Source organism: Klebsiella sp. 141251 (genome assembly GCF_050600725.1).
Lineage (GTDB): Bacteria > Pseudomonadota > Gammaproteobacteria > Enterobacterales > Enterobacteriaceae > Klebsiella > Klebsiella aerogenes.
On the sequence record NZ_JAQIRG010000006.1, the window covers coordinates 93359 to 116633 of the forward strand.

The window sequence follows — 23275 nt, forward strand, 5'->3', positions numbered from 1 at the left end:
GTGCATCCTCCTGCTCCGTCCCACCTTCAGGTAAGGAACTCCTTACTTAAAGCATAGCCAAGGCTGCGTTACCTCCGTGGGGAAAAATCCAACATCCGCGTTTACTCCTTGTATTACGCAAAAAAAAGGGGTGTATCCACACCCCTTATCGTTTGTCCTGCGTTTACGCCAGCTGTCGTAGCATGCGGCGCAACGGTTCGGCGGCGCCCCACAGCAGCTGGTCGCCGACGGTAAAGGCCGACAGGTACTCAGGACCCATGTTCAGTTTACGCAGGCGCCCTACCGGGGTGGTCAGGGTGCCGGTCACCGCGGCTGGGGTCAGCTCGCGCATGGTGATGTCGCGATCGTTTGGCACCACTTTGGCCCACGGGTTATGCGCGGCCAGCAGTTCCTCAACGGTCGGGATAGAAACATCTTTCTTCAGCTTGATGGTAAACGCCTGGCTGTGGCAGCGCAGCGCGCCGACGCGCACGCACAGACCATCGACCGGGATCGGCGACGCGGTGGCGAGAATTTTGTTCGTCTCCGCCTGGCCTTTCCACTCTTCGCGGCTCTGGCCGTTATCAAGCTGTTTGTCGATCCATGGGATCAGGCTGCCCGCCAGCGGCACGCCAAAGTTATCGACCGGCAGATCGCCGCTGCGGGTCAGCGACGTCACTTTGCGCTCGATATCGAGAATCGCGGACGCCGGGTTCGCCAGCTCGCTCGCCACGTGGCCATGCAGCTGGCCCATCTGGCTCAGCAGTTCGCGCATATGGCGCGCGCCGCCGCCGGAAGCCGCCTGGTAGGTCGCCACGCTGACCCACTCCACCAGGTCATGGGCAAACAGGCCGCCGAGGGACATCAGCATCAGGCTCACCGTACAGTTGCCGCCGACGAAGGTTTTAATGCCGTTATTCAGGCCAGCGGTAATCACATCCTGGTTAACCGGATCGAGAATAATGATCGCATCGTCTTTCATGCGCAGCGAAGACGCCGCGTCAATCCAGTACCCCTGCCAGCCGCTTTCGCGCAGCTTCGGGTAAATCTCGTTGGTGTAATCGCCGCCCTGGCAGGTAACAATAATGTCCAGCGCCTTCAGCGCTTCGAGATCGAATGCATCCTGAAGCGTTCCCCCGGTACTGCCGCCGAATGACGGCGCGGGCTGACCCAGCTGAGAGGTGGAGAAGAAAACAGGGCGAATGGCGTCGAAATCACGCTCTTCCACCATGCGTTGCATGAGAACAGAGCCGACCATTCCACGCCAACCGATAAAACCAACATTTTTCATAACGTATTCCTGCGAGGTGTGTGCTGTTAGTGCCAGGCCAGTTTCCAACTGGGATGTCCTTCACATTACAAAATGCAGCTAAAGTCGCAAGTGAAATTAATCAATGATTGCGCGCCAATCAGAAAAGCAACTTATCCCGCACTCCGCCTACCGTCGCTGGTAGTCATAAAAAGCGTAAAGATTATCCGGCAAATAACCCGCGTAATGGAATATTTTCCGTCGCTATTTTATTGATCCTGATTATGGATTCAGTGCGAAAAATATCGCTTTCACGCTTGCGAAAAAAAACGGAAAAAGCCTTGTGCCGCAAGGCCTGACGAGCAATACGATCATTGTCGTAGAGCTGATATTCACGGCAAAAGGAAGTGGAAAAGAGGGGAAAAAAGCGTGTTACCGAAGAGAATCCAGGGTAAGCGGTATTACCCTGTTTTTTCCCCCGGATACCGTGGTGGCGTCCGGGGAAATTATTTTTGCTTAGCTCAGCAGCTGGAAAGCAATCATCCCGACAATGGCGCCGGTGGTGCCAAGGATGGTTTCCATCATCGTCCAGGTTTTCAGCGTCTGCGCTTCGCTGGCGCCGGTGAACTTACCGAACAGCCAGAAGCCGGCATCGTTGACGTGACTTACCACAATCGAACCACCCGCGATACAGATGGAGAGAGCCGCCATTTGCGCGCCGCTGTAGTTCAGTTGCTCAATGACCGGCATCACCAGGCCGACCGCCGTCAGGCACGCCACGGTCGCGGAGCCCTGAATAATACGCACGGCAGCCGCCAGCACGAAGCAGGTAATCGCAATCGGCAGACCCAGGCCAGTCAGCGCTTCGCCGAGCGCCGGGCCGACGCCGGAGTCCACCAGCACCTGCTTGAAGACGCCGCCTGCGCCAATCACCAGCAGAATAATCCCCGCCGGCTGCAGCGCCGCGCCGCAGATCTCCATCACGCGATCTTTCGCCATCCCCTGACGTACCGCCAGGCCGTAAATCGCTACCAGGCAGGCAACCAGAATCGCGGTGAATGGGTGGCCGATAAACTCGAACCATTCATAGGCGGTGGATCCCACCGGCACAAAACGCGCGGCGATGGTTTTCAGGCCGACCAGCACCAGCGGCAGCAGGATCAGCGAGAGGCTAAAGCCGAAGGACGGCATTTTACCTTCGCCGAGATGCGGTTCGCTGATATCGTCAGGAATATGCAGCTCAACGTAGCGGCTGATGAAGTTGCCCCATAGCGGACCGGCGATAATCATCCCCGGAATAGCGGCGCAGAGGCCAATCAGAATCATCCAGCCGAAATCGGCGTGCATCTGCGAAGCCAGCAGCATCGGCGCAGGCCCCGGCAGCAGGAATGCCGCGGCGGCGGCTACGCCGGCGAACAGCGGGATCACCAGCTTCACAAGGTTAGTGCCGGTATGGCGCGCCATGGAAAACGCGACGCTAATCAGCAGCACGATCGCCACTTCGAAGAACAACGGCAGCGCGCAGATAAGGCCGGCCAGGCCAATCGCATAGTGCGCGCGGTTGTGGCCGAAGGACTTCAGCATTTTCACCGCAATCTGGTCGACCGCGCCGGTTTCATGCAAAATTTTACCGAACATCGCGCCCAGCGCGACGACTATCGCCAGGAAGCCCAGCGTGCCGCCCATCCCTTTTTCCATCGTCGCCGCGATTTTATCCAGCGGCATACCGGAAAAGAGACCTGCGCCAATAGAAACCACCATCAAAGCCACGAAGGCGTGCATACGCGCCTTCATGACTAAAAACAGCAGCAGCAATACCGAGCCGACTGCTGTCAAAACAAGCGTTAAAGTACTCACTAGTTACTGCCTTTGTTAATCACCTCAATGGTGCTGGCGACCACGCCTTCCAGTGACTGGTCGATATCGACGATAAGCACATCGCTTTCGTCGGCGCCTGGTTCCTGCAGTGTTTCAAACTGCGTCACCAACATTTGGGTTTTGAAGAAGTGCCCTTTACGCGCCTTCAGACGGCTTTCAATCACGTCGAAGTCGCCTTTCAGGTAGATAAAGGAGAGGTTCGGGTTGCCTTTGCGCAGAATGTCGCGGTAGCTTTTTTTCAGCGCCGAGCAGACGATCAGCGAAACTTTGTTGGTACGCTGCATGGCAAATGCCGCGTCATTCAACGCCTGCAGCCACGGGGTACGGTCATCGTCGTTCAGCGGCTCGCCGGAAGCCATCTTGGTGATGTTGCTGCGCGGATGCAGAAAATCGCCATCGAGAAACGCGGCTTTCAGTTGATGCGCCACTTCGCTGGCGACGGCGGATTTACCACTGCCGGAAACGCCCATCAGGACATAGACGTGGTGATCATGGTTAGTCGTGCTCAAAGCGTCCTCCCACTGGACTGGTACGCCGCGCCGGGGCTGACTGATACAGCGCGAAAGCGGCGTACTGGTTAATGATTACGGGCGAGTGTTACGGGTAACTGTTATCGGTAACATTGTCATGCCGGACCCTGGGAGAAGCAATAACCATTCGTGCCAGATGTGAATATGTGTGATCTACTTCAAACTTGTCGGTTTAAATAGATCCACCCGGTGACAATGTGAAACCTAAATCTAACATCTTAGGGGTAATCGTCTCACCGCGGATGCGCGCCAGCAGACGCTCGGCGCCGATGCGCCCCATGCGCTCACGTGGGGTCAGTACGCTGGCAAGACGCGGCTCCATCACCTGACCGATATCGTGACCGTGGAAACCGGCTATCGCCATGTCGTCCGGAATTTTCAGGCCCAGACGCTGACACTCGAACGCCGCGCCGACCGCGAGGTCATCGTTGGTACAGAAGATGCCGTCGAGCTGCGGATATTCGCGGCGCGCCTGACGCATCAGCTCAATCCCCGACGAGTAGGAAGAAGATTGCTCCACCATCACGCTATAGGGCGTCATGCCGGCATCAAGCATCGCCTGCTCGTACCCCTTCTGTTTGATGATAGTACGTTCATCAAGACGCGCGCCGAGATAAGCAACGTGGCGGTGACCGCGGGCGATAATCGCCGCCGTCATCTGCCGCGCCGCTTCGAAGTTATCGAAACCGACGGCAATGTCGAGGCAAGGCGACTGGCTGTCCATCAGCTCAACCACCGGGATCCCGGCGACTTCAATCATTTTCAACGTGCGTGGCGTGTGGGTACGTTCGGTGAGGATCAGGCCGTCAATATTCCAGGAGAGCATTGATTCGAGACGCTTCTCTTCCATCTCCGGCTTATAGCCGTAGTGCGCCAGCATGGTTTGATAACCGAAGGCGTCGGTGACGCTTTCGATGCCGCGCAGCACTTCCGAGAAGACCTGGTTGGTTAACGATGGCAGCAGCACGCCGATGGCGCGGCTGGTGGCGTTGGAGAGAATATCAGGAGCGCGATTGGGAATATAACCCAGCTCATCGAGTGCAACGGCAATCTTGCCACGCAGGGCCTCAGAAACCTGTTCCGGGTTACGTAAATAGCGACTGACCGTCATTTTGGTCACGCCGACAAGATCGGCTACATCCTGAAGTACGGGTCTTTTCTTTTTCATCGTCCTGACTGTGATCGGCTGGGAAACATTTTCTCAGTTTATCACGGACAAAGCGCAACCTTCCCGGAGAAAAAAGGGCCAAAAGATTTATTTAGAGTTAATACGCAAAATCATTCAAGTTGCATTGAGGCGGCAACGCAACGAATCCCCGGAAGCGTACAAAGGGTACGCGACCGGGGTGAGTGAGGAGAGCCAACAAAAATGCGGCTTGAAGGATGACGCGTATCAAACCGGCGGCAGATCGAACAGCAATATTTCGCTATCGCTGTCGGCGTGAACCGAAATCGCCTGCTCGTCCCAAATCGCCAGACCATCGCTGGTGGTGGCTTTGGTGCCGTTAATCGTCACTTCGCCTTTCACTACCTGGATCCACACGCGACGTTCCGCGGCAATCTGGTGAACCGACTGCTCATCTTTCAGCAGCGCCCAGCGATACAGCTCCATATCCTGGTACACTTTCAGCGAACCCTCGCGCGCATCTGGCGACAGCACCAGCTGTTTGCCCTGCGCGGCATCAAAGCGGCGCTGCTCGTAGCGCGGCGTAATGCCGGTTTCTTCTGGAATAATCCAGATCTGATACAAACGCAGGCGGTCGGTGCTGCTCGGGTTGTACTCAGAGTGACGCACGCCGGTACCCGCGCTCATGATCTGGAACTCGCCGGCCGGAACCTGCTCTTTGTTACCCATGCTGTCCTGGTGCTCAACCGCCCCTTCCAGCACATAAGTCAGGATTTCCATGTCTTTGTGCGGGTGGGTGCCAAACCCCTGGCCGGCGTCGATTACGTCATCGTTAATCACGCGCAGCGCGGAGAAACCCATAAAGTTCGGGTCGTAGTAGTTGGCGAAAGAGAAAGTATGCCAGGAATCCAGCCAGCCATGGTTAGCGTGGCCACGTTCGTTAGCTTTGCGTAAGTAGATCATGTTGCACCCCCGTATGTTTTCGATGGAGTAAGTGTGGACCCATTCCGCCGGCGATCATAGAGGGTGAAAATTGACTCCTCTGTTCAAAAAATATGAACAAGCGTCGAGGAGCCAGCGTTTCTTATTTCGCGAGGGTAATGGTGGCCGGAGAAGGCTGTTCAAAGCCGCGCTGCAGAATCTCCATATTGGTGAGAACTTCAGATTCCTTGACGTAATTCGGCTGGCCGTTAACGAGGGTGTCATACAGCGCGTCATACACTCGTCCGTAGTCGCCGGTTTCCAGCGGCACCTCTTCACGTACCACCACGCCCGCCTCGTTGATGTAGACCAGTTGCCCCACGCTGTCATCGGCGCCGAACCCCGCATCGCCCGGCATAATGTTGGCCTTCAGGCTGGTCTCCTGCTGGTCAATACCGTATTTCACAAACGAGCCTTTATGCCCATGAACGATAAATTTCGGGTAGTCAATCTGCACCAGATGGCTGGTTTTGACGATCGCTTTCAGATCGCCATAAAACAGTTGGGCTTCAAACGTGTCATCGGGATTGGCTTTATTACGTAGTGAGCGCAGATCGTAGGCAACATGATCCGGGCGACCAAACAGCGAAATGATCTGATCCATGGTATGCACCCCGAGGCCATAGAAATCGCCACTTTGCGGTCCCCCCTGGATGGTTTCCGCCACCGGTCGGTAGTTATCAAAATGACTTTCAATTTCCACCAGTTCGCCGAGCTTCCCGCTTTCAATCACCTTTTTGGTGGTCAGGAAACAGGAATCGAAGCGGCGGTTCTGGTAAGGCGTCACCGTCAACCCTTTGCTTTTCGCCAGCGCGAACAGGGTCTTCGCCTCTGCAAGCGTCGGGGTGAAGGGTTTTTCAACCAGTACGTTTTTCCCGGCTTCCAGCGCCCGCTTCGCGTATTCGAAGTGGCTATCAGCATGGGTGCAGACCACTACCAGCTTGACCTGCGGGTCATTCAGCACTTCATCGAGGTCGCTGGTGAAGTGGATATGGGAATACGCCGGCGCCTGTTCTTCCGGCCTGGCGCTGCGGCGATAAATATGCGCGACGTGCCAGCTGTCTTTGCGATGCAGGACGTAAGGAAGATGGTAGCGGGTCGTGCTTTTACCAAAGCCAATAAATGCGCAGTGCAGAATCATAACGCTGTCCTTAGTTGATGTGCTGCCTTTAACCATAGCGCAAGCAGGCGGCTCACTTCATCCTCCTTTTCCTCTGAGCAGGAAAATTCACCGGCAAAATATTTCGGTTATCACTCATACGTAATTTTTAATAAGAGATTGATTAATAAGTCATTAAAACGCTATTTTTCAACAGAAAGTCTTGATTCCAATGACGAAACTGCGGATAAGTGAAGGGCAAAACCAGGACGTTGCTAAAGACTAACGGAGTAGCCAGCCGCTGCTGATGGAAAAAAAGTATCTCGCCATAAACTGCGCCATTTTTTTCTGGCTTCTCGCCCTGATCGCCTGGTTTAGCGATGAGACCGCGCTGGCGCGCCTGGCGGCCGCCTGTACCCTCTTCGCTTTCCTTACTCATACCCAACGGGAAAAAATTAACGCTATGTTTATGAAGAAAAATAAAACCGAAGCGCAGGCTGCTGAAGTCGCTGCGCCAACCGTGGCGGCAGCAGAACCGGAAACGGCAAGCGTCAAAAAACAGGAAACCACCGTGATCGCCAGCGGGGTGCATTTTGTCGGCAATATCGTCGCCTGCGGTCATGTCTATATCCATGGCCAGGTCACCGGCAACATTGAGGCCAAAGAACATCTGATTAAGGTGATGCGCGAGGGTCACGTGGAGGGCAATATCAGCTGCCGGGAGCTGATCGTCGACGGCAAGGTACACGGCCAGTGCCGTGGCGATAGCATCGCTATTGAGGAACATGGCAACCTCGACGGCACCCTTGCCTATCGCACGCTGGCGATTAAAAAGGGAGGCCTGTTTACCGGCAGCGCGGAGGTATTGGCCACCGTGGAGAGCAAAAATAAAAACAATATCGTCGGCCTGATCGCAGAAGAAGCGGTGAAATCCGCCAAATCGCAACACGCCTGAATTGACGCAAAAAAAAAGCCAGCACCCGGCTGGCTAAAGTAATACTGGAAGCAATGTGAGCAATGTCGTGCTTTCAGGCTTTCCGCACGGGTCCCCCTGAATGCAGGACAATAATAATCATTCTCATTCGCACTTGTCTACATTTTTTTTGCAAATAATGCGTGTTGACTCAAACGCCGTAGTCAGTGATGTTTAATGGGACTTTTCACCTGAATGAGGAACAAGGAATGAGTGACATCGTGATACGCCATGCTGAACCGAAAGATGTTGACGCGATTCGTCAAATTCACGCCCAGCCGGAGGTGTATCACAACACGCTACAGGTTCCTCATCCATCCGAGCATATGTGGCGGGAGCGGCTAACCGATACTCCCGGCGTGAAGCAGCTGGTGGCCTGTATCGATGGGCAAGTCGTCGGCCATTTAAGCATTGCCGTCGTCCAACGCCCCCGCCGTAGCCACGTCGCCGATTTTGGTATCAGCGTAGATTCACGTTGGCATAACCGAGGCGTCGCCAGCGCGCTGATGCGCACCATGATTGATATGTGCGACAACTGGCTGCGGGTCGATCGCATCGAACTCACCGTCTTTGCCGATAACGCCCCGGCGGTCGCTGTGTATAAGAAGTACGGCTTTGAGATCGAAGGCACCGCCAAGGGTTACGCATTGCGCAACGGTGAGTATGTGGATGCGTATTATATGGCGAGAATGAAGTAGCGTGTTGCCGGGTGGCGGCTTCGCCTTACCCGGCCTACGTTCGCACAATTGTAGGCCCGGTAAGCGCAGCGCCACCGGGCAACACCTTAATACCCCGCGGTCAAATCACCGGGCGAACGCGGATCGGAAGCGCCATACAGCGTACCATCCGGCCCCACCATAATGCTCTGGGTACTGCCCATCGCCTCTTTCAGCGCGACTTTCTGCCCTTTCGCTTCCAGCAATTTCACGGTATCCGGGCTAAAACCTTTCTCCACCCGCAGCTCGTCCGGCAGCCACTGGTGGTGGAAGCGCGGCGCGTTGGTGGCTTCCGCGACGTTCATCCCGAAATCAATGGTGTTGACCACCATTTGCAGCACGGTGGTAATAATACGGCTACCGCCCGGACTACCGGTCACCAGCCAGGTTTTCCCGTCTTTCACCACAATCGTCGGCGACATCGACGACAGAGGGCGCTTTTTCGGCCCTACCGCATTGGCGTCGCCGCCAACTAAACCATAAACGTTAGGCACGCCGGGCTTCGCCGAGAAATCATCCATCTGGTTGTTGAGTATAATTCCGGAGTCGCCGGCCACGATGCCGGTGCCAAAGGTGGTATTCAACGTATAGGTGACCGCCACCGCATTGCCGTCTTTATCGACCACCGAGAAGTGGGTGGTCTGGTTGCTTTCATACGGCGCCAGCTTGCCCGGACGGATCTGGCTGGAAGGCTTCGCCTTGTTCACGTCAATCTCGGCGGCTATCGCTTTGGCGTAAGCCTTGCTGGTCAACGCCTGCCACGGCACTTTGACGAAGTCAGGATCGCCGAGATATTCCGAACGGTCGGCATAGGCGTGTTTCTCCGCTTCCGCCATTACCTGCATGGCGTCGGCGCTGCCAAAGCCATATTTCTGCATATCGAAGTTTTCGAGGATATTGAGGATCTGCACGATGTGGATCCCGCCGGAGGACGGCGGCGGCATGGAGTAGACCTCATAGCCGCGATATTCACCGCTAATCGGCGTACGCTCCACGGCCTTGTAGTTGGCGAGGTCGGCTTTGGTGATAAGCCCGCCGTGTTTTTTCATCTCGCCGGCAATCTGGTCGGCGATAGCCCCTTTATAGAAGGCGTCCGGGCCGTGCTCGGCAATCAGCTCCAGGCTTTTCCCCAGATTCTTTTGCACCAGCCGATCGCCTTTTTTTAGCGGCTCGCCGTTCTTCCAGAAAATCGCTTTGCTGTTTTCATGCTGCGGGATCACTTCGCTGCCGTAGGTTTTTAGATCGTCAGCCAGCGCATCATTAACGATAAACCCCTCTTCCGCCAGCTTAATTGCCGGGCGGATCACTTTGTTTAGCGGCATGGTGCCGTATTTTTCCAGCGCGAGTGAGAAACCCGCAACGCTGCCTGGAGTACCGGAAGCGAGATGCGAAGTCAGCGATTTTTTACTGTCAGGATTGCCATGTTCATCGAGGAACATATCGCGGGTGGCCTGTTCCGGGGCCATCTCGCGGAAATCGATCGCCGTGGTTTTACCGTCTTTAGTTCGCAGCATCATAAAGCCGCCGCCGCCGATATTACCGGCCTGCGGATGCGTCACCGCCAGCGCATAGCCAACGGCAACCGCTGCATCGACGGCGTTGCCGCCCTGACGCAGAATATCTACGCCGACGCGGGTCGCCAGCGCATCCACCGAGGCCACCATCCCCTGCTGGGCGCGTACCGGATGAAATACATCTTCCTCAACGCCATACGAGACCGGCGGCGGGGGCGGCGGATTGGCGGCGACGGTAAAGCTGCCCCCCGCCAGTAACGCTGCGATGACCACCTGACGCCATATTGTTGTTTTTATCATTGTCTTACTCCTGAAAGGTAGGTTTTATCTCCCGGCTTAAGCCTGGTTGATAACTCCTAAAAAATCATTGTTATGGCGAATTCGAGGTACACTTAAGTGATCCCACGCACGGGAGGAGAAAACAATGAAAGCGATTTTATTCCTGGCGGCGCTGATGCCGCTCGGCGTTTTAGCACAGCCGATTAACATCGATAACAACCCTAACCAGCCGGGTTATGTGGTACCCAGCCAGCAGCGTATGCAAAATGAGATGAAGGTGCAGCAACAGCAGCAGCAAAGCATGCTGAAGCAGAATCTGAATAATCAGACGCATATGCAGCAACAGCATTTGCAAAATCAGCTGCAGACCAATCAGCAGCGCGCGGCGCAGGGCGGCAATCTCAATTCGCAGCCGCAGGTACTGCCAAACAACAACGGCGGGATGCTGCGGCAGACTAACCCGTAAAGATCGTCCGCCGCAAATCAGCCTTAAGGCTGGAAATTCGGCCCGATGACGTCAATAGCATCGGTGCAGATGCAATCTACGCCCCAGCGCAGCAGCTCGGCGGCGCGCTGGGGTTTATTGACCGTATACACCAGAATATGCAGGCCGGCCTGTTTCAGGCGCTCTACCCGCGCCGCATCCAGCAGTTTGTGGTTGAGATGAATGGATACACAGCCCAGCCGGGCGGTCAATTCGCGCCAGTCATCGCGCCACTCATCCAGCAGCAGCCCGCGCGGCAGCTCGGGCGCGGCTTCCTGTGCCGCTTCCAGCGCATCAATTTCAAAGGATGAGAGCAGCGGCGCGGTCATGCCTTTCCACAAATCGCGCGCGGCCAGCGCCACCACTTTTCCGGTCTGCGGCCCCTGCCCGGTGGTCGGCTTAATTTCGATATTGGCCATCATGCCGTGACGGCGGCAGCGTTCCGCCACCTGGGAGAGCAGCGGCAGCGGTTCGCCCTTAAATTCACGGCTGTACCAGCTGCCGGCATCGACCTTCAGCAGATCGTCCCACGACAGCTCGCCCGCCACGCCCCAGCCGTTGCTGGTGCGTTCGAGATTATCGTCGTGCAGCAGAAAGATCTGCCCGTCCTTCGACAGCTTGGCGTCAAATTCAATCATCGTGTGCCCGTAGCGGGCGCCGACGTCGATAGCCGCCAGGGTGTTCTCCGGCGCCAGTTTACCGCCGCCGCGATGGGCGACGATGCGGGGATAAGGCCAGTTACTCATGCGCGTTGTCCTGTTTCACCATCAAAGAGGTGCAGATGTTCCAATGGCAGATGCAGCCATAGCGTACTGCCGCCCGCCGGGCGCTGCTGATGCGGCAATCTGACCACCAGCTTCTGCTCGCCCCAGCGCCCGTGGGCGAGGTTATCGGCACCTAAAATTTCCAGCGTATCCATCAGCAGCGGGATGCCGCCTTGCGCCTGCGAGCTTAAAATAAAGTGCTCCGGGCGAATACCGAGAGTCATTTTACGCCCGGCGTGGCGCCGATGCTCGTGATTCATCGGCAGCTGTATGCCGCCTTCCAGCTCAAAGCGGCCGCCGTCATCGCTCACCCGCCCCTCCAGTAGATTCATGGCCGGGCTGCCGATAAAGCTCGCCACAAAGCGGCTGGCTGGCTTTTCATACACCTCAACCGGCGTGCCAATCTGCTCGGCAATGCCTTTATTCATCACCATCACCCGCTGGGCGAGGGTCATCGCTTCGACCTGATCGTGGGTGACATACAGCGAAGTCGTTTTCAGGCGCCGATGCAGCTGCTGCAGTTCCAGACGCATCTGCACGCGCAGCTTGGCGTCGAGGTTTGACAACGGTTCGTCGAACAGGAATACCGCCGGGTCACGCACGATAGCGCGGCCCATCGCCACGCGCTGGCGCTGACCGCCGGACAGTTCCCGCGGGCGGCGCTTGAGCAGGCCATCCAGCTCAAGAATACGCGCCGCCTCCTGCACGCGCTCGGCGATCAATCCCTTACCCATGCCGCGAATCTTCAGCCCCCACGCCATGTTCTCTTCCACGCTCATATGCGGATAAAGCGCATAGTTCTGGAACACCATCGCGATGCCGCGATCCTTCGGCTCCATCTCGGTCACCCGTTTACGGTCAATCCAGATATCGCCGCTGGTCACCCGCTCAAGCCCGGCGACCATCCGCAGCAGCGTTGATTTCCCGCAACCTGACGGGCCGACCATGACGATAAATTCCCCGTCCGCCACGTCCAGCGTCAGCGGTTGAATTACCTGGGTTTTGCCATCCCAGCTTTTGCTTACTGCCTGTAGTTTTAAACCAGCCATTTTATTTCTCACTATCGACCAGGCCGCGCACAAACGCGCGCTGCATGGCTAAAACGATGACGACCGGCGGGATCAGGGTCAGCAGCATCGCCGCCATCACCTGATTCCACTGGGTAGTACCTTCGCCGGTGGCGATCATGCCTTTAATACCGGCGACGGCGGTGCCAAGATTCACATCCTGAATAATCAGCAACGGCCACAGATACTGGTTCCAGCCGTAGATAAAGGTGATGACGAACAGCGCGGCGAGGTTGGTTTTCGACAGCGGCAGCACGATGTCGCGAAAGAAGCGCATCGGCGAAGCGCCATCGATACGCGCCGCTTCAATCAGCTCGTCCGGCAGGGTCATAAAGAACTGGCGGAACAAGAAGGTGGCGGTAGCCGAAGCCATTAACGGCAGCGTTAACCCGGCATAACTGTCGAGCATTTTGAGGTTGGCGATCACTTCCACCGTCGGGAAAATACGCACCTCGACCGGCAGCATCAGGGTGATAAAAATCATCCAGAAGAACAGGTTACGCAGCGGAAAGCGGAACCACACGATGGCGAACGCCGAAAGCATCGACACCACGATTTTGCCGACCGTAATGGCGAACGCCATGATGAAGCTGTTGAGCATCATCAGCCAGAATGGCGCGCTGTTGACGCCAACGCCGTTCACCCAGATGGTCTTCATGTTCTCCAACAGATGCCCGCCGGGGATCAGCGTCATCGGCGTTTCGAACACCGATTTGTTATCCAGCGTCGCCGCCACGAAGGCGACGTACAGCGGGAATAAAATGACGGCAATGCCCAGAATCAGCATGGTGTGGCTGAAAATCGTCAGCCCGCGACGGTTCTCAATCATTGGTAACGCACCTTACTTTCAACGTAACGGAACTGCACCACCGTCAGGATAATGACGAGGAACATCAGCACCACCGACTGCGCGGCGGAAGCGGAAAGATCGAGCCCGGCGAAACCTTCGCGATAAATTTTGTAGATTAGGGTGGTGGTCGCCTGCACCGGGCCGCCGGCGGTGGCGGCATCGATCACCGGGAAGGTGTCGAAGAAGGCGTAAACCAGGTTGACCACCAGCAGGAAGAAACTCACCGGCGCAATCAGCGGCAGCGCCAGCTTGAAGAAGCGGCGAATCGGCCCGGCGCCGTCGATGGCGGCGGCCTCAACCAGCGAACGCGGGATCGACTGCAGCGCGGCGAAGAAGAACAGGAAGTTGTAGCTTATCTGCTTCCAGACCGAGGCGAAGACCACCAGGAACATCGCCTGGCCGCTGTTTTGCGCGTGGTTCCAGTCGTAACCCAATTCGCCAAGAAAATGCGTGATCAGCCCGCGTCCGGGATTGAAGAGGAAGATCCACAGCACCGCCGCGACAGCGGGGGCCACGGCATACGGCAGCAGCATCAGCGTTTGATAAAAGCGGCTGCCGCGCACCACATAGTCGACCAGCGCGGCAAAAAACAGCGAAATAAGCAGGCCGCTGACGGTTACCAGGGTGCTGAATTTTATGGTCGTCCAGAACGAGTCCAGATAGTACGGGTCGTGGAACAGCGTGACGAAGTTATCCAGGCCGACAAACTGGCTGGAAAGGCCAAACGGATCGACGCTCTGCAGCGAGTACCACAGCGCTTCGCCCGCGGGCCAGATAAAGAAAATCAGCGTGATAATCAGCTGCGGCGCGACCAGCACATAGGGCAGCCAGCGCGAGCGGAATACCGGACGGGATGATGACATTGAGATTTGGTTCCTGAACAATGCCGGGTGGCGGCTACGCCTTACCCGGCCTACATAGGGCACATTGTAGGCCCGGTAAGCGCAGCGCCACCGGGCAAGTTACAGATTACGATTTGGTGGCTTGCTCGAAACGGCGCAGCAGTTGATTCCCGCGCTGAACGGCGGAATCCAGCGCCTGTTGCGGGGTTTTCTTGCCGGTCCACACGCTCTCCAGCTCTTCATCGACGATGGTGCGAATTTGCGGCATGTTGCCCAGGCGCAGGCCTTTGGTGAACGGCAACGGCGGCTTATTCAGCATCTGGCGGGTGGCGATATCAGCGCCCGGGTTCTTATCATAGAAGCCCTGCTGGCGCGTCAGATCGTAGGCCGCGGTGGTAATCGGCAGATAGCCGGTTTTCTGGTGCCACTCGGCGGCGTTTTCCGGTTTGGTCAGGAAGTCGAGGAACTTCGCCACGCCGGTGTAGGTCTCTTTGTCCTTGCCCTGCATCACCCACAGACTGGCCCCGCCGATAATGGCGTTCTGCGGCGCACCTTTCACATCGGCGTCGTAAGGCATCATGCCGACGCCGTAGTTGAATTTCGCGTACTGACGAATATCCGCCAGCGAGCCGGATGACGCGGTAGTGATCGCGCAGTCGCCGTTATAGAACTTCTCGGTGGATTCATCCTTACGCCCGAAATAGCTGAAATCGCCCTTCTTGTTCATCTCTTCGAGCAGGGCGATATGTTTCACCTGCTCCGGCTTGTTGAACTCAAGCACCGCGTCGGTGCCGTCAAAACCGTTATTTTTCGTGGCGACCGGCAGGCCGTGCCAGGCGCTGAAGTTTTCAATCTGGATCCAGCCCTGCCAGCCGCTGGCGTAGCCGCACTTCATCCCGGACGCTTTCAGCTTCGCGGTGTAGGCCGCCAGATCCTGCCAGGTTTTCGGCGGCTGCTCAGGGTCTAAGCCCGCTTTCTTGAAGGCGTCTTTGTTGTAGTACAGCACCGGCGTGGAGCTGTTAAACGGCTGGGAGAGCAGATGGCCGGTTTTTGAATCGGTGTAATAACCGGACACCGTCGGCACGAACTGCGATTCATCGAACTTAATACCCGCATCGCTAAAGACCTGGTATACCGGCTTAATGGCTTTTGACGCCATCATGGTGGCGGTACCAACTTCATACACCTGCAGAATCGCCGGCGCGTTGCCGGTACGGAAGGCAGCGATACCGGCGCTCAGGCTCTGTTCGTAGTTGCCTTTGTACACCGGAACAATTTTGTAATCAGGATTGGCCGCGTTGAAACGTTGCGCCAGAGAATCAACTTCTTTACCCAGCTCCCCCTCCATTGAATGCCAGAAAGGGATGGTGGTTACTGCCAGTGCCTGACCAGCAAATGCCAGGCTTAGCGCCAGTCCTAAAGCTGTATGTCGTAACGATATCATCGGTTATCTCTCTTGTTGTTCCGGATGCGCGATTTCACGCGTTTTATGTTCGCGGGGTAACATGACATGTTCGAATTACAGAAAAATAACTTTTTTATTACAAAAAAAAGATAGTAACGGGTCAGAGAGATGACAAGCCGATGAAAGGATGGGGGAAGTAAAGTGGGAGCTGAGACACGGATAATATTCATGCCATCGGCTCCCGGGGTCGGCGCAAGCGCCTCGCCCGGGCTACAAACCGGCGAAGCGAACAACGCCGGGTTACGACGAACTAACCGCCGAGATAGGCGCTGCGCACCGCCTCGTTGGCTAACAGCGCATCGCCGGTATCCTCAAGCACCACGTGACCGTTTTCCAGTACGTAGCCGCGATCGGCCAGCTTGAGCGCCTGGTTGGCGTTCTGCTCAACCAGGAAGATAGTCATCCCCTGTTCACGCAGCTGCTCGATGGTGTCGAAAATCTGCTGAATGATAATCGGCGCCAGCCCTAATGAGGGCTCATCAAGCAGCAGCAAGCGCGGCTGGCTCATCAGAGCTCGACCGATCGCCAGCATCTGCTGCTCGCCGCCGGACATGGTGCCGGCGCGCTGAATACGGCGTTCATGCAGACGCGGGAACAGCTCATACACCCATTTGATGCGGGTATGGAACTGGTCGCGGTCGGCAAAAAAACCGCCCATCGCCAGGTTCTCTTCCACCGTCATGCGCGAAAAGACGCGCCGCCCTTCCGGCACGATCGCCACCGCTTCACGCATGATTTTCGCCGTCTGCCAGTCGGTAATATCCTTACCGTCAAAGACAATGCGCCCGCTGGAGGCCCGCGGATCGCCGCACAGCGTACCGAGCAGGGTAGTTTTCCCCGCGCCGTTAGCGCCGATAAGCGTGACGATCTCACCCTGTTTGATATGCAGGCTGACGTTGTGCAGCGCCTGAATCTTGCCGTAGTGGGCGCTGACATTGTCAAAAGTTAACATCGCTTTTTCCATCTTATGCGTCACCACCATTATGCTTCACCTAAATAGGCGCGGATCACGTCCGGGTTATTACGAATCTCTTCCGGCGTCCCGTTGGCCAGCGGCGTCCCCTGATTCACGACGTAGATGCGATCGGAAATGCCCATCACCAGCTTCATATCATGTTCGATAAGTAGGATGGTGGTGTTGTGATGGCTACGCAGCTCGGCGATAAGCTCATCCAGCTCTTTGGTCTCTTTCGGGTTAAGCCCCGCCGCCGGTTCATCAAGCATCAGGATCTCCGGCTGCGTCACCATACAGCGGGCGATCTCCAGCCGGCGCTGATCGCCGTAGGCCAGGTTACTGGCCTGGCGGTTGGCGTGCTCCAGCAGGCCGATACGCTCAAGCCAGGTGGCGGCCCGATCCAGCGCTTCGCTCTGCGCGCGACGGAAAGCCGGCGTTTTCAGCAGGCCGGAGAAGACGCCGGTTTTCAGCTGTTGATGCTGCGCCACCAGTAGGTTTTCAATCACCGTCATTTCGCGGAACAGACGCACGTGCTGGAAGGTTCGCACCACCCCCATCCGCGCAATCTGCTGGCCCGGCAGCCCTTCCAGGTGCTGGTCGCGCAGCATAATGGTGCCGCCGGTAGGTTTATAGAAACCGGTCAGGCAGTTAAAAACGGTGGTCTTACCCGCGCCGTTCGGGCCGATTAAGGAAACGATTTCCTGCGGACGTAGCTCAAGGGAGACGTTATTGACCGCCAGCAGGCCGCCAAAACGCATCATCAGGCCGTTCACGGATAATATTGGCTGACTCATGCCTGCTCTCCTTTCGCCTGACCGTTTTTCAGCTTCAGCTGCGGGCGCGTCATCGGCAACAGCCCCTGCGGACGCCAGATCATCATCAGCACCATCAACCCACCGAGCATTAACATGCTGTATTCGTTGAAATCACGCATCAGCTCGCGCGATACCACCAGCAGAATAGCCGCCAGGATCACCGCAAACTGCGAGCCCATCCCACCCAGCACGACGATCGCCAGCACAAAGGCCGACTCGGCGAAGGTAAAGGACTCCGGGCTCACGAAGCCCTGGCGCGCGGCGAACAGCGTGCCGGCGAAGCCGGCAAATGCGGCGCTGATAGTAAAGGCGGTCAGCTTGATGCGCGTCGGGCTCAGGCCCAGAGAACGGCAGGCGATTTCATCTTCACGCAGCGCTTCCCATGCCCGCCCAAGCGGCATCCGCAGCAGACGATTAATAACGAACAGGCTGAGCACCACCAGCAACAACGCCACCAGGTAGAGGAAAATCACCCGGTCGCTGGGATCGTACTTCAGGCCAAAGAAGTTGCTGAAGGTATCCCAGCCGCCTTCGCGGGCGGTACGGCTAAATTCAAGACCAAAGAAGGTCGGTTTCGGGATCTGGCTGATACCGTTCGGCCCGCCGGTGATCTCGGTATTGTTGAGCAGCAGAATGCGCACGATCTCGCCGAAGCCTAAGGTCACAATCGCCAGGTAGTCGCCGCGCAGACGCAGCACCGGGAAACCAAGCAGGAAGCCGGCCGCCGCGGAGACCAGGCCGGCCAGCGGCAGGCAGGTCCAGAAACCGAGACCGTAATAGTGGTTAAGCAGCGCAAAGGTATAGGCGCCGATGGCGTAAAACCCGCCGTAGCCCAATACCAGCAGACCGGAAAGCCCAACCACCACGTTCAACCCGAGACCAAGGATGATATAAATCATCGTCAGAGTCGCGATATCCACCGTGCCGCGCGACACCATAAACGGCCAGGCCACGGCAATCACCAGCAGGGCTATCAGGAACAGCTTCTGCTTGACCGTCGACCCGTCAATCGCCGGCATAATAAATTTCGGCCCGGAGACGTTCTTAACCGCTTTCTGGAACAGCGGGCGCAGCAGCTGGAAGAAAAAGACCACCGCGGTGCCGATGAAGATCCACTGCCAACGAATATCGGCGGCGGTGTCGACCACCAGTTTGGTGCCATTCAGCTCCAGCTGCACGCCCATAAAGACGCCAGCCAGAACAAAGAACATCGCGGCGGAAAGCAGCGCCATCGCAATTTGCATCGGTTTCATACTTTTTCTACCTCCGGGCGGCCCAGAATGCCGGTCGGCATCACTAACAGCACCAGAATCAGCAGCGCGAAGGAGACGACGTCCTTATATTCGGTGCTGAGATAGGCAGAAGAGAGCGCCTCGGCGATACCCAGAATCAGGCCGCCGATCATCGCGCCAGGGATACTACCGATACCGCCGAGCACAGCCGCGGTAAAGGCCTTCATCCCGGCCATAAAGCCGATGTAGGGGTTAATAACGCCGTAGAACTGCCCCAGCAGGACGCCAGCGACCGCCGCCATAGCCGCGCCAATGACGAAGGTCAGCGCAATAACGCGGTCGGTATTGATACCCAGCAGGCTCGCCATTTTCAGATCTTCCGCACAGGCGCGACAGGCGCGGCCCATTCGCGAATAGCGAATAAACAGCGTCAGCGCCAGCATGGCGATAAAGGTGACCACCCAGATCACCAGCTGCATGGTAGTGATAGTGGCGGAGAAATTATCGCTGTGGCCGACAATCCACTGGCCATTAAAGAGACTCGGCAGCGCGACATCGCGCGAGCCTTCGGTCAGGCTGACAAAGTTCTGCAGGAATATCGACATCCCGATGGCGGAAATCAGCGCGATCAGGCGCTTGGAGCTGCGTACCGGACGATAGGCCACGCGTTCGATACTCCAGCCGTAGGCGCTGGCGATAATGATAGCGCCAACAAAGCCTGCGGCGACCAGCAGCCAGCCGGTATCGATCCCCAGCATCATCAGGGCGGCGATAATCATGAACGAGACGTAGCTGCCGATCATGTAGACCTCGCCGTGGGCGAAGTTAATCATGCCGATAATGCCGTACACCATCGTATAGCCGATGGCGATCAGCGCATAGGTACTGCCCAGCGTGACGCCGTTAAACATCTGCTGCAGAAAATAGAGAAACTGCTCGGACATAAGGTAACCTTTTTCATGCCGCCCGCGCGGTGCGGGCGGCGGGATAACGCGTCTTACTTAGCGACGGTGGATGAACCATCCGCGTGCCACTGGAAGACACCAAATTCAAATCCCTTCAGATCGCCTTTTTCATCCCATTTCAGCGGCCCAATCACGGTCTTCGCGCCGTGAGCTTTCAAATCTTTAATTAAATCCAGCGGCTGCTGGCTGCCGGTTCTGTCCATCGCCTGCGCCAGCGACTGAACGGCGGCATAGGTGATCCAGACGTACGGGCCGCTCGGATCTTTTTTATCCGCTTTCAGCGCATCAACAATAGCGCTGTTGGCCGGATCCTGGTCATAGCGTTTTGGCATCGTCACCAGCATACCTTCCGCCGCCGCGCCGGCGATGTTGGACAGCGAGGCGTTACCGACGCCTTCCGGCCCCATAAACTGCGTTTTCAGGCCGACGGAGCGCGCCTGGCGCAGCATCTGCCCCATTTCCGGGTAGTAGCCGCCGTAGTAGACGAAGTCGATGTTCTCTTTCTTCAGGCGCGCCAGCAGCGCGGAGAAGTCTTTCTCACCGGCGGTGATGCCATCAAAGAAGACGATATTGGCGCCGGCTTTCTTCAGGTTGTCCTGCACGGAACGCGCCAGCCCTTCGCCGTACTGCTGCTTGTCATGAATAATCGCAATACGCTGCGGCTTCACGTGTTCGAGGATATATTTCGCGGCGGTCGGCCCCTGGGAAGAGTCAAGCCCGGCGGTACGCATGATGTACTGGTAGCCACGCTGGGTCAGCTCAGGATTGGTCGCCCCGGGGGAGATCATCAGGATACCTTCGTCTTCATAGATATCCGAAGCCGGCTGGGTAGAAGAGGAACACAGGTGACCAATAACGTACTGAATGCCGTCATTGACGATTTTGTTAGCGACCGCGACCGCCTGTTTCGGGTCGCAGGCGTCGTCATACTCAACGCCAACCAGTTTGTCGCCTTTAATGCCGCCGCTGGCGTTAATGTCTTTAATCGCCTGGCGCGCGCCGTTGAATTCCATATCGCCCCACTGGGCAACCGGGCCAGACATCGCGCCGACGACGGCGACTTTAATATCCTTTGCCATCGCCGCGTGGGAAATCGCTAATGCAACGACTCCCGCGACGATCGTTTTCGCGTTCCTTTTCATGCTTCAGAACCCCGTTCGTGATGTGGTGTAAATGTTTTGTATTTTTATGGTTAAAAAGCATTCTGTGCTTTTATTAAACAACGCCATTTTTACCATGAAGTTTAATGGTTTAGCGCGGTTTTTTACCTGAATTATGATTAAAATCTCTATTTTTCAGGTGATTAAGAAAAGATAATATTCTGGTTTTAGGCGAAGATAAACAAAAAAAAGTCCAGTTTGCAGCATAAAATAACGGCATATAAGGCGGAATAAAACGCTACATATCAGGTTAAAATTCTGCTTATTTTTCGATCCATGATGTATTGCGCTACCCCCGCGCAACCAGGAAAACGAATCCCCTGATGAATGAGTTGAAAACAGCGCCCCGCCGAACGAGAAATTTGAGTACACTGGCGCATCTGTTTTGACTGGAATTGCCGCGTATGAAGCTCACCATTATCCGTTTACAGCACTTCAGCGATCAGGATCGCATTGATTTAGGCAAAATCTGGCCGTCGCAGGATCCTGCGGCGCTGACGCTGGATGAAAACCATCGTATTTACGCCGCCCGCTTTAACGAACGCCTGCTCGGCGCCGTATGCGTTACCCTGCGCGGCGTTGAAGGCGAGCTCAGCGATCTGTGCGTGCGTGAAGTCACCCGCCGCCGCGGCGTTGGGCAATATTTAGTGGAAGAGACGTTAAGCGATAACCCGAATATCAATAGCTGGCGCGTTGCCGATAGCGGGGTGGAAGACCGCGGCGTGATGGCGGCATTTATGCAGGCGCTCGGTTTCAGCGCCCAGCAGAATGGTTGGGAAAAGCATTAGGCCGTAGCCCTAATAAACGCAGCGTGACCAAGGAAGAACCCGGCGGCGCTTCGCTTAGCCGGGCTACCTGCCAATTGTAGCCCCGGTAAGCGCAGCGCAACCGGGGTCATACAACGCATCTACGGCGTGAAAGGCTCCGCAGACAACGCATCTGCGGCGTGAAAGGCACCCTCACATTTAACCCAGCATTTCGCGTTGCAGCAAGGCGTCAAGACCCGAAATCCCCGGGAGCTTACATCAGTAAGTGACCGGGGTTGAGGGCCGCAGACAACGCATCTGCGGCGTGAAAGGCGCCGGTTAAATTATTTGGCGTCGGTCGCTGTACCGTTCGCATGCCAGGTAAACACGCCAAACTCGAACCCTTTCAGGTCGCCTTTCTCATCCCACGACAGCGGCCCCATAACGGTATCCACCTTCGCCCCTTTCAGGTATTTCGCGATTTCCGCCGGATCCTCGGACTGATTTAATCCCGCCTGCAGCGACTGCAGTGCCGCATAGGTGGTCCACACGAAGGCGCCGCTCGGATCCTGTTTCTTCGCTTTGATAGCATCCACAATCGGTTTGTTCGCCGGAACCTGATCGTAGTTCTTCGGTTTGGTGACCAGCAGGCCTTCTGCCGACTCGCCGGCGATGTTAGACAGGGAAACGTTAGCCACGCCTTCCGGACCCATAAACTGGGTTTTCAGGCCGGCAGCCCGCGCCTGGCGCAGGATCTGCCCCATTTCCGGGTGATAACCGCCGTAGTAGACGAAGTCGATATTTTCTTTCTTAAGGCGCGCCACCAGGGTAGAGAAATCTTTCTCACCGGCGGTGATTCCGTCAAAGAACACCACGTTGGCGCCGCCTTTCTTCAGGTTTTCCTGAACCGAGCGCGCCAGCCCTTCGCCATATTGCTGTTTGTCATGAACGACGGCAATGCGCTGCGGCTTCACCGTGCCGAGAATATATTTCGCCGCCGTCGGCCCCTGATCGGAGTCGAGACCGGTGGTGCGCAGAATCAGCTTATAGCCGCGCGCCGTCAGTTCCGGCGCGGTTGCCGCCGGGGTAATCATCAGGATGCCTTCATCTTCATAGATGTCAGACGCCGGCTGAGTGGATGAGGAACACAGGTGACCGATAACGTATTTAATGCCGTCATTCACCACTTTGTTCGCAACAGCCACCGCTTGTTTCGGGTCGCAGGCATCGTCATATTTTACGATCTGCAATTTATTGCCTTTGATACCGCCCTTGGCGTTGATATCAGCTACCGCCTGCTCCGCGCCGGTAAATTCCTGGTCGCCATACTGGGCAACCGGGCCGGACATCGCTCCCACGACGGCAATTTTAATGTCTTCCGCCAGCGCGGAACCGCTCATAATTAAAGCAATACATCCTGCCAGTAACGCTTTACCCTTCATATTCATCCTGAGGCTCCCCATTATTATGGTTTTTGCATTTGTTGTGATGTTGTTTGTTAGCGCATTATTCTGATTTTTAGTCAATACCAAGAATAGTATGGCTGTATTTGGGTCTGCCGCCTGCGCTTTTGCAGCACACTATGCCAAAACATACCCCATTTTTC

22 protein-coding genes are annotated in these 23275 nt (G+C 56.4%); 4 read left to right on the plus strand and 18 right to left on the minus strand.

The features are described 5' to 3' along the window. Positions 1-163: 163 nt before the first annotated feature. From asd to PGR09_RS14890, 6 genes are all read right to left on the minus strand, one after another. Positions 164-1270, minus strand: coding sequence for an aspartate-semialdehyde dehydrogenase (asd, locus tag PGR09_RS14865; RefSeq protein ID WP_015369342.1), 1107 nt, complete (start codon positions 1268-1270; stop codon positions 164-166). A gap of 474 nt (positions 1271-1744) precedes the next feature. Beyond that, on the minus strand, positions 1745-3085 hold the full coding sequence (gene gntU, locus PGR09_RS14870) for a gluconate transporter (protein ID WP_015369340.1): 1341 nt from the start codon (positions 3083-3085) through the stop codon (positions 1745-1747). Then, the gene (gene gntK / locus PGR09_RS14875) at positions 3085-3615 is read right to left on the minus strand and encodes a gluconokinase (protein WP_015369339.1); all 531 of its coding nucleotides are present in this window, start codon (positions 3613-3615) and stop codon (positions 3085-3087) included. Before gntK ends, gntU begins: the two co-directional genes overlap by 1 nt. Positions 3616-3808: 193 nt before the next feature. Beyond that, a complete protein-coding gene (gntR, locus tag PGR09_RS14880) occupies positions 3809-4804 on the minus strand; it encodes a gluconate operon transcriptional repressor GntR (protein ID WP_015369338.1) in 996 nt (331 codons plus the stop codon). Between the two features lie 225 nt (positions 4805-5029). Then, positions 5030-5725, minus strand: coding sequence for a pirin family protein (locus PGR09_RS14885; RefSeq protein WP_045394827.1), 696 nt, complete (start codon positions 5723-5725; stop codon positions 5030-5032). Positions 5726-5846: 121 nt separating this feature from the next. After that, entirely contained in the window at positions 5847-6884 is a 1038-nt protein-coding gene (locus tag PGR09_RS14890) for an oxidoreductase (protein WP_315711719.1), read from the minus strand. Positions 6885-7149: 265 nt separating this feature from the next. Here PGR09_RS14890 and PGR09_RS14895 point away from each other — a divergent pair, with 265 nt between their 5' ends. After that, positions 7150-7797 (plus strand): bactofilin family protein, encoded by a 648-nt coding sequence (locus PGR09_RS14895; RefSeq protein WP_047047937.1) that lies wholly within the window; start codon positions 7150-7152, stop codon positions 7795-7797. Positions 7798-8024: 227 nt separating this feature from the next. Then, positions 8025-8513 carry an N-acetyltransferase gene (yhhY, locus tag PGR09_RS14900; protein WP_045394825.1) on the plus strand — a complete coding sequence of 163 codons (489 nt, stop codon included), beginning with the start codon at positions 8025-8027 and terminating at the stop codon, positions 8511-8513. Between the two features lie 86 nt (positions 8514-8599). Here yhhY and ggt read toward each other — a convergent pair whose 3' ends face one another. After that, complete coding sequence (gene ggt, locus PGR09_RS14905) at positions 8600-10345, minus strand: gamma-glutamyltransferase (RefSeq protein WP_032713162.1); 1746 nt, start codon at positions 10343-10345, stop codon at positions 8600-8602. 124 nt (positions 10346-10469) lie between these two features. Between ggt and PGR09_RS14910 the strand changes: the two genes are divergently transcribed. Beyond that, the gene (locus PGR09_RS14910; RefSeq protein WP_032709313.1) at positions 10470-10790 is read left to right on the plus strand and encodes a DUF2756 family protein; all 321 of its coding nucleotides are present in this window, start codon (positions 10470-10472) and stop codon (positions 10788-10790) included. Between the two features lie 23 nt (positions 10791-10813). Here the strand turns inward: PGR09_RS14910 and ugpQ are convergent, their stop codons facing one another. The 10 genes from ugpQ to livK all read right to left on the minus strand — a co-directional run bounded on the left by ugpQ (position 10814) and on the right by livK (position 20905). Continuing rightward, positions 10814-11554, minus strand: a complete 741-nt coding sequence (gene ugpQ / locus PGR09_RS14915) for a glycerophosphodiester phosphodiesterase (RefSeq protein WP_315711722.1) — start codon at positions 11552-11554, stop codon at positions 10814-10816. Continuing rightward, complete coding sequence (locus PGR09_RS14920; protein WP_032709316.1) at positions 11551-12621, minus strand: sn-glycerol-3-phosphate import ATP-binding protein UgpC; 1071 nt, start codon at positions 12619-12621, stop codon at positions 11551-11553. The genes ugpQ and PGR09_RS14920 overlap by 4 nt, the downstream gene beginning before the upstream one ends. A 1-nt stretch (position 12622) precedes the next feature. Then, the gene (gene ugpE / locus PGR09_RS14925; RefSeq protein ID WP_015369329.1) at positions 12623-13468 is read right to left on the minus strand and encodes a sn-glycerol-3-phosphate ABC transporter permease UgpE; all 846 of its coding nucleotides are present in this window, start codon (positions 13466-13468) and stop codon (positions 12623-12625) included. After that, the gene (gene ugpA, locus PGR09_RS14930; RefSeq protein ID WP_015369328.1) at positions 13465-14352 is read right to left on the minus strand and encodes a sn-glycerol-3-phosphate ABC transporter permease UgpA; all 888 of its coding nucleotides are present in this window, start codon (positions 14350-14352) and stop codon (positions 13465-13467) included. The genes ugpE and ugpA overlap by 4 nt, the downstream gene beginning before the upstream one ends. 106 nt (positions 14353-14458) lie before the next feature. Next, positions 14459-15775 (minus strand): sn-glycerol-3-phosphate ABC transporter substrate-binding protein UgpB, encoded by a 1317-nt coding sequence (ugpB, locus tag PGR09_RS14935; RefSeq protein ID WP_045394824.1) that lies wholly within the window; start codon positions 15773-15775, stop codon positions 14459-14461. Positions 15776-16046: 271 nt separating this feature from the next. After that, positions 16047-16760: a high-affinity branched-chain amino acid ABC transporter ATP-binding protein LivF gene (livF, locus tag PGR09_RS14940; RefSeq protein ID WP_086538103.1), complete on the minus strand. Its 714-nt coding sequence runs from the start codon at positions 16758-16760 to the stop codon at positions 16047-16049. A gap of 17 nt (positions 16761-16777) precedes the next feature. Then, the gene (gene livG / locus PGR09_RS14945) at positions 16778-17545 is read right to left on the minus strand and encodes a high-affinity branched-chain amino acid ABC transporter ATP-binding protein LivG (RefSeq protein WP_015369325.1); all 768 of its coding nucleotides are present in this window, start codon (positions 17543-17545) and stop codon (positions 16778-16780) included. Beyond that, positions 17542-18819 (minus strand): branched chain amino acid ABC transporter permease LivM, encoded by a 1278-nt coding sequence (gene livM, locus PGR09_RS14950; protein WP_015369324.1) that lies wholly within the window; start codon positions 18817-18819, stop codon positions 17542-17544. Before livM ends, livG begins: the two co-directional genes overlap by 4 nt. Further along, on the minus strand, positions 18816-19742 hold the full coding sequence (livH, locus tag PGR09_RS14955; RefSeq protein WP_047047924.1) for a high-affinity branched-chain amino acid ABC transporter permease LivH: 927 nt from the start codon (positions 19740-19742) through the stop codon (positions 18816-18818). The genes livM and livH overlap by 4 nt, the downstream gene beginning before the upstream one ends. 53 nt (positions 19743-19795) lie before the next feature. Further along, complete coding sequence (gene livK, locus PGR09_RS14960) at positions 19796-20905, minus strand: high-affinity branched-chain amino acid ABC transporter substrate-binding protein LivK (protein WP_045394819.1); 1110 nt, start codon at positions 20903-20905, stop codon at positions 19796-19798. A 422-nt stretch (positions 20906-21327) separates the two neighbouring features. Here livK and panM point away from each other — a divergent pair, with 422 nt between their 5' ends. After that, positions 21328-21711, plus strand: coding sequence for an aspartate 1-decarboxylase autocleavage activator PanM (gene panM / locus PGR09_RS14965; protein ID WP_315711728.1), 384 nt, complete (start codon positions 21328-21330; stop codon positions 21709-21711). A 302-nt stretch (positions 21712-22013) separates the two neighbouring features. On the opposite strand, the gene livJ is transcribed toward panM, so the two are convergent. Further along, positions 22014-23117 (minus strand): branched chain amino acid ABC transporter substrate-binding protein LivJ, encoded by a 1104-nt coding sequence (gene livJ / locus PGR09_RS14970; protein ID WP_015369319.1) that lies wholly within the window; start codon positions 23115-23117, stop codon positions 22014-22016. Positions 23118-23275: the final 158 nt, after the last annotated feature.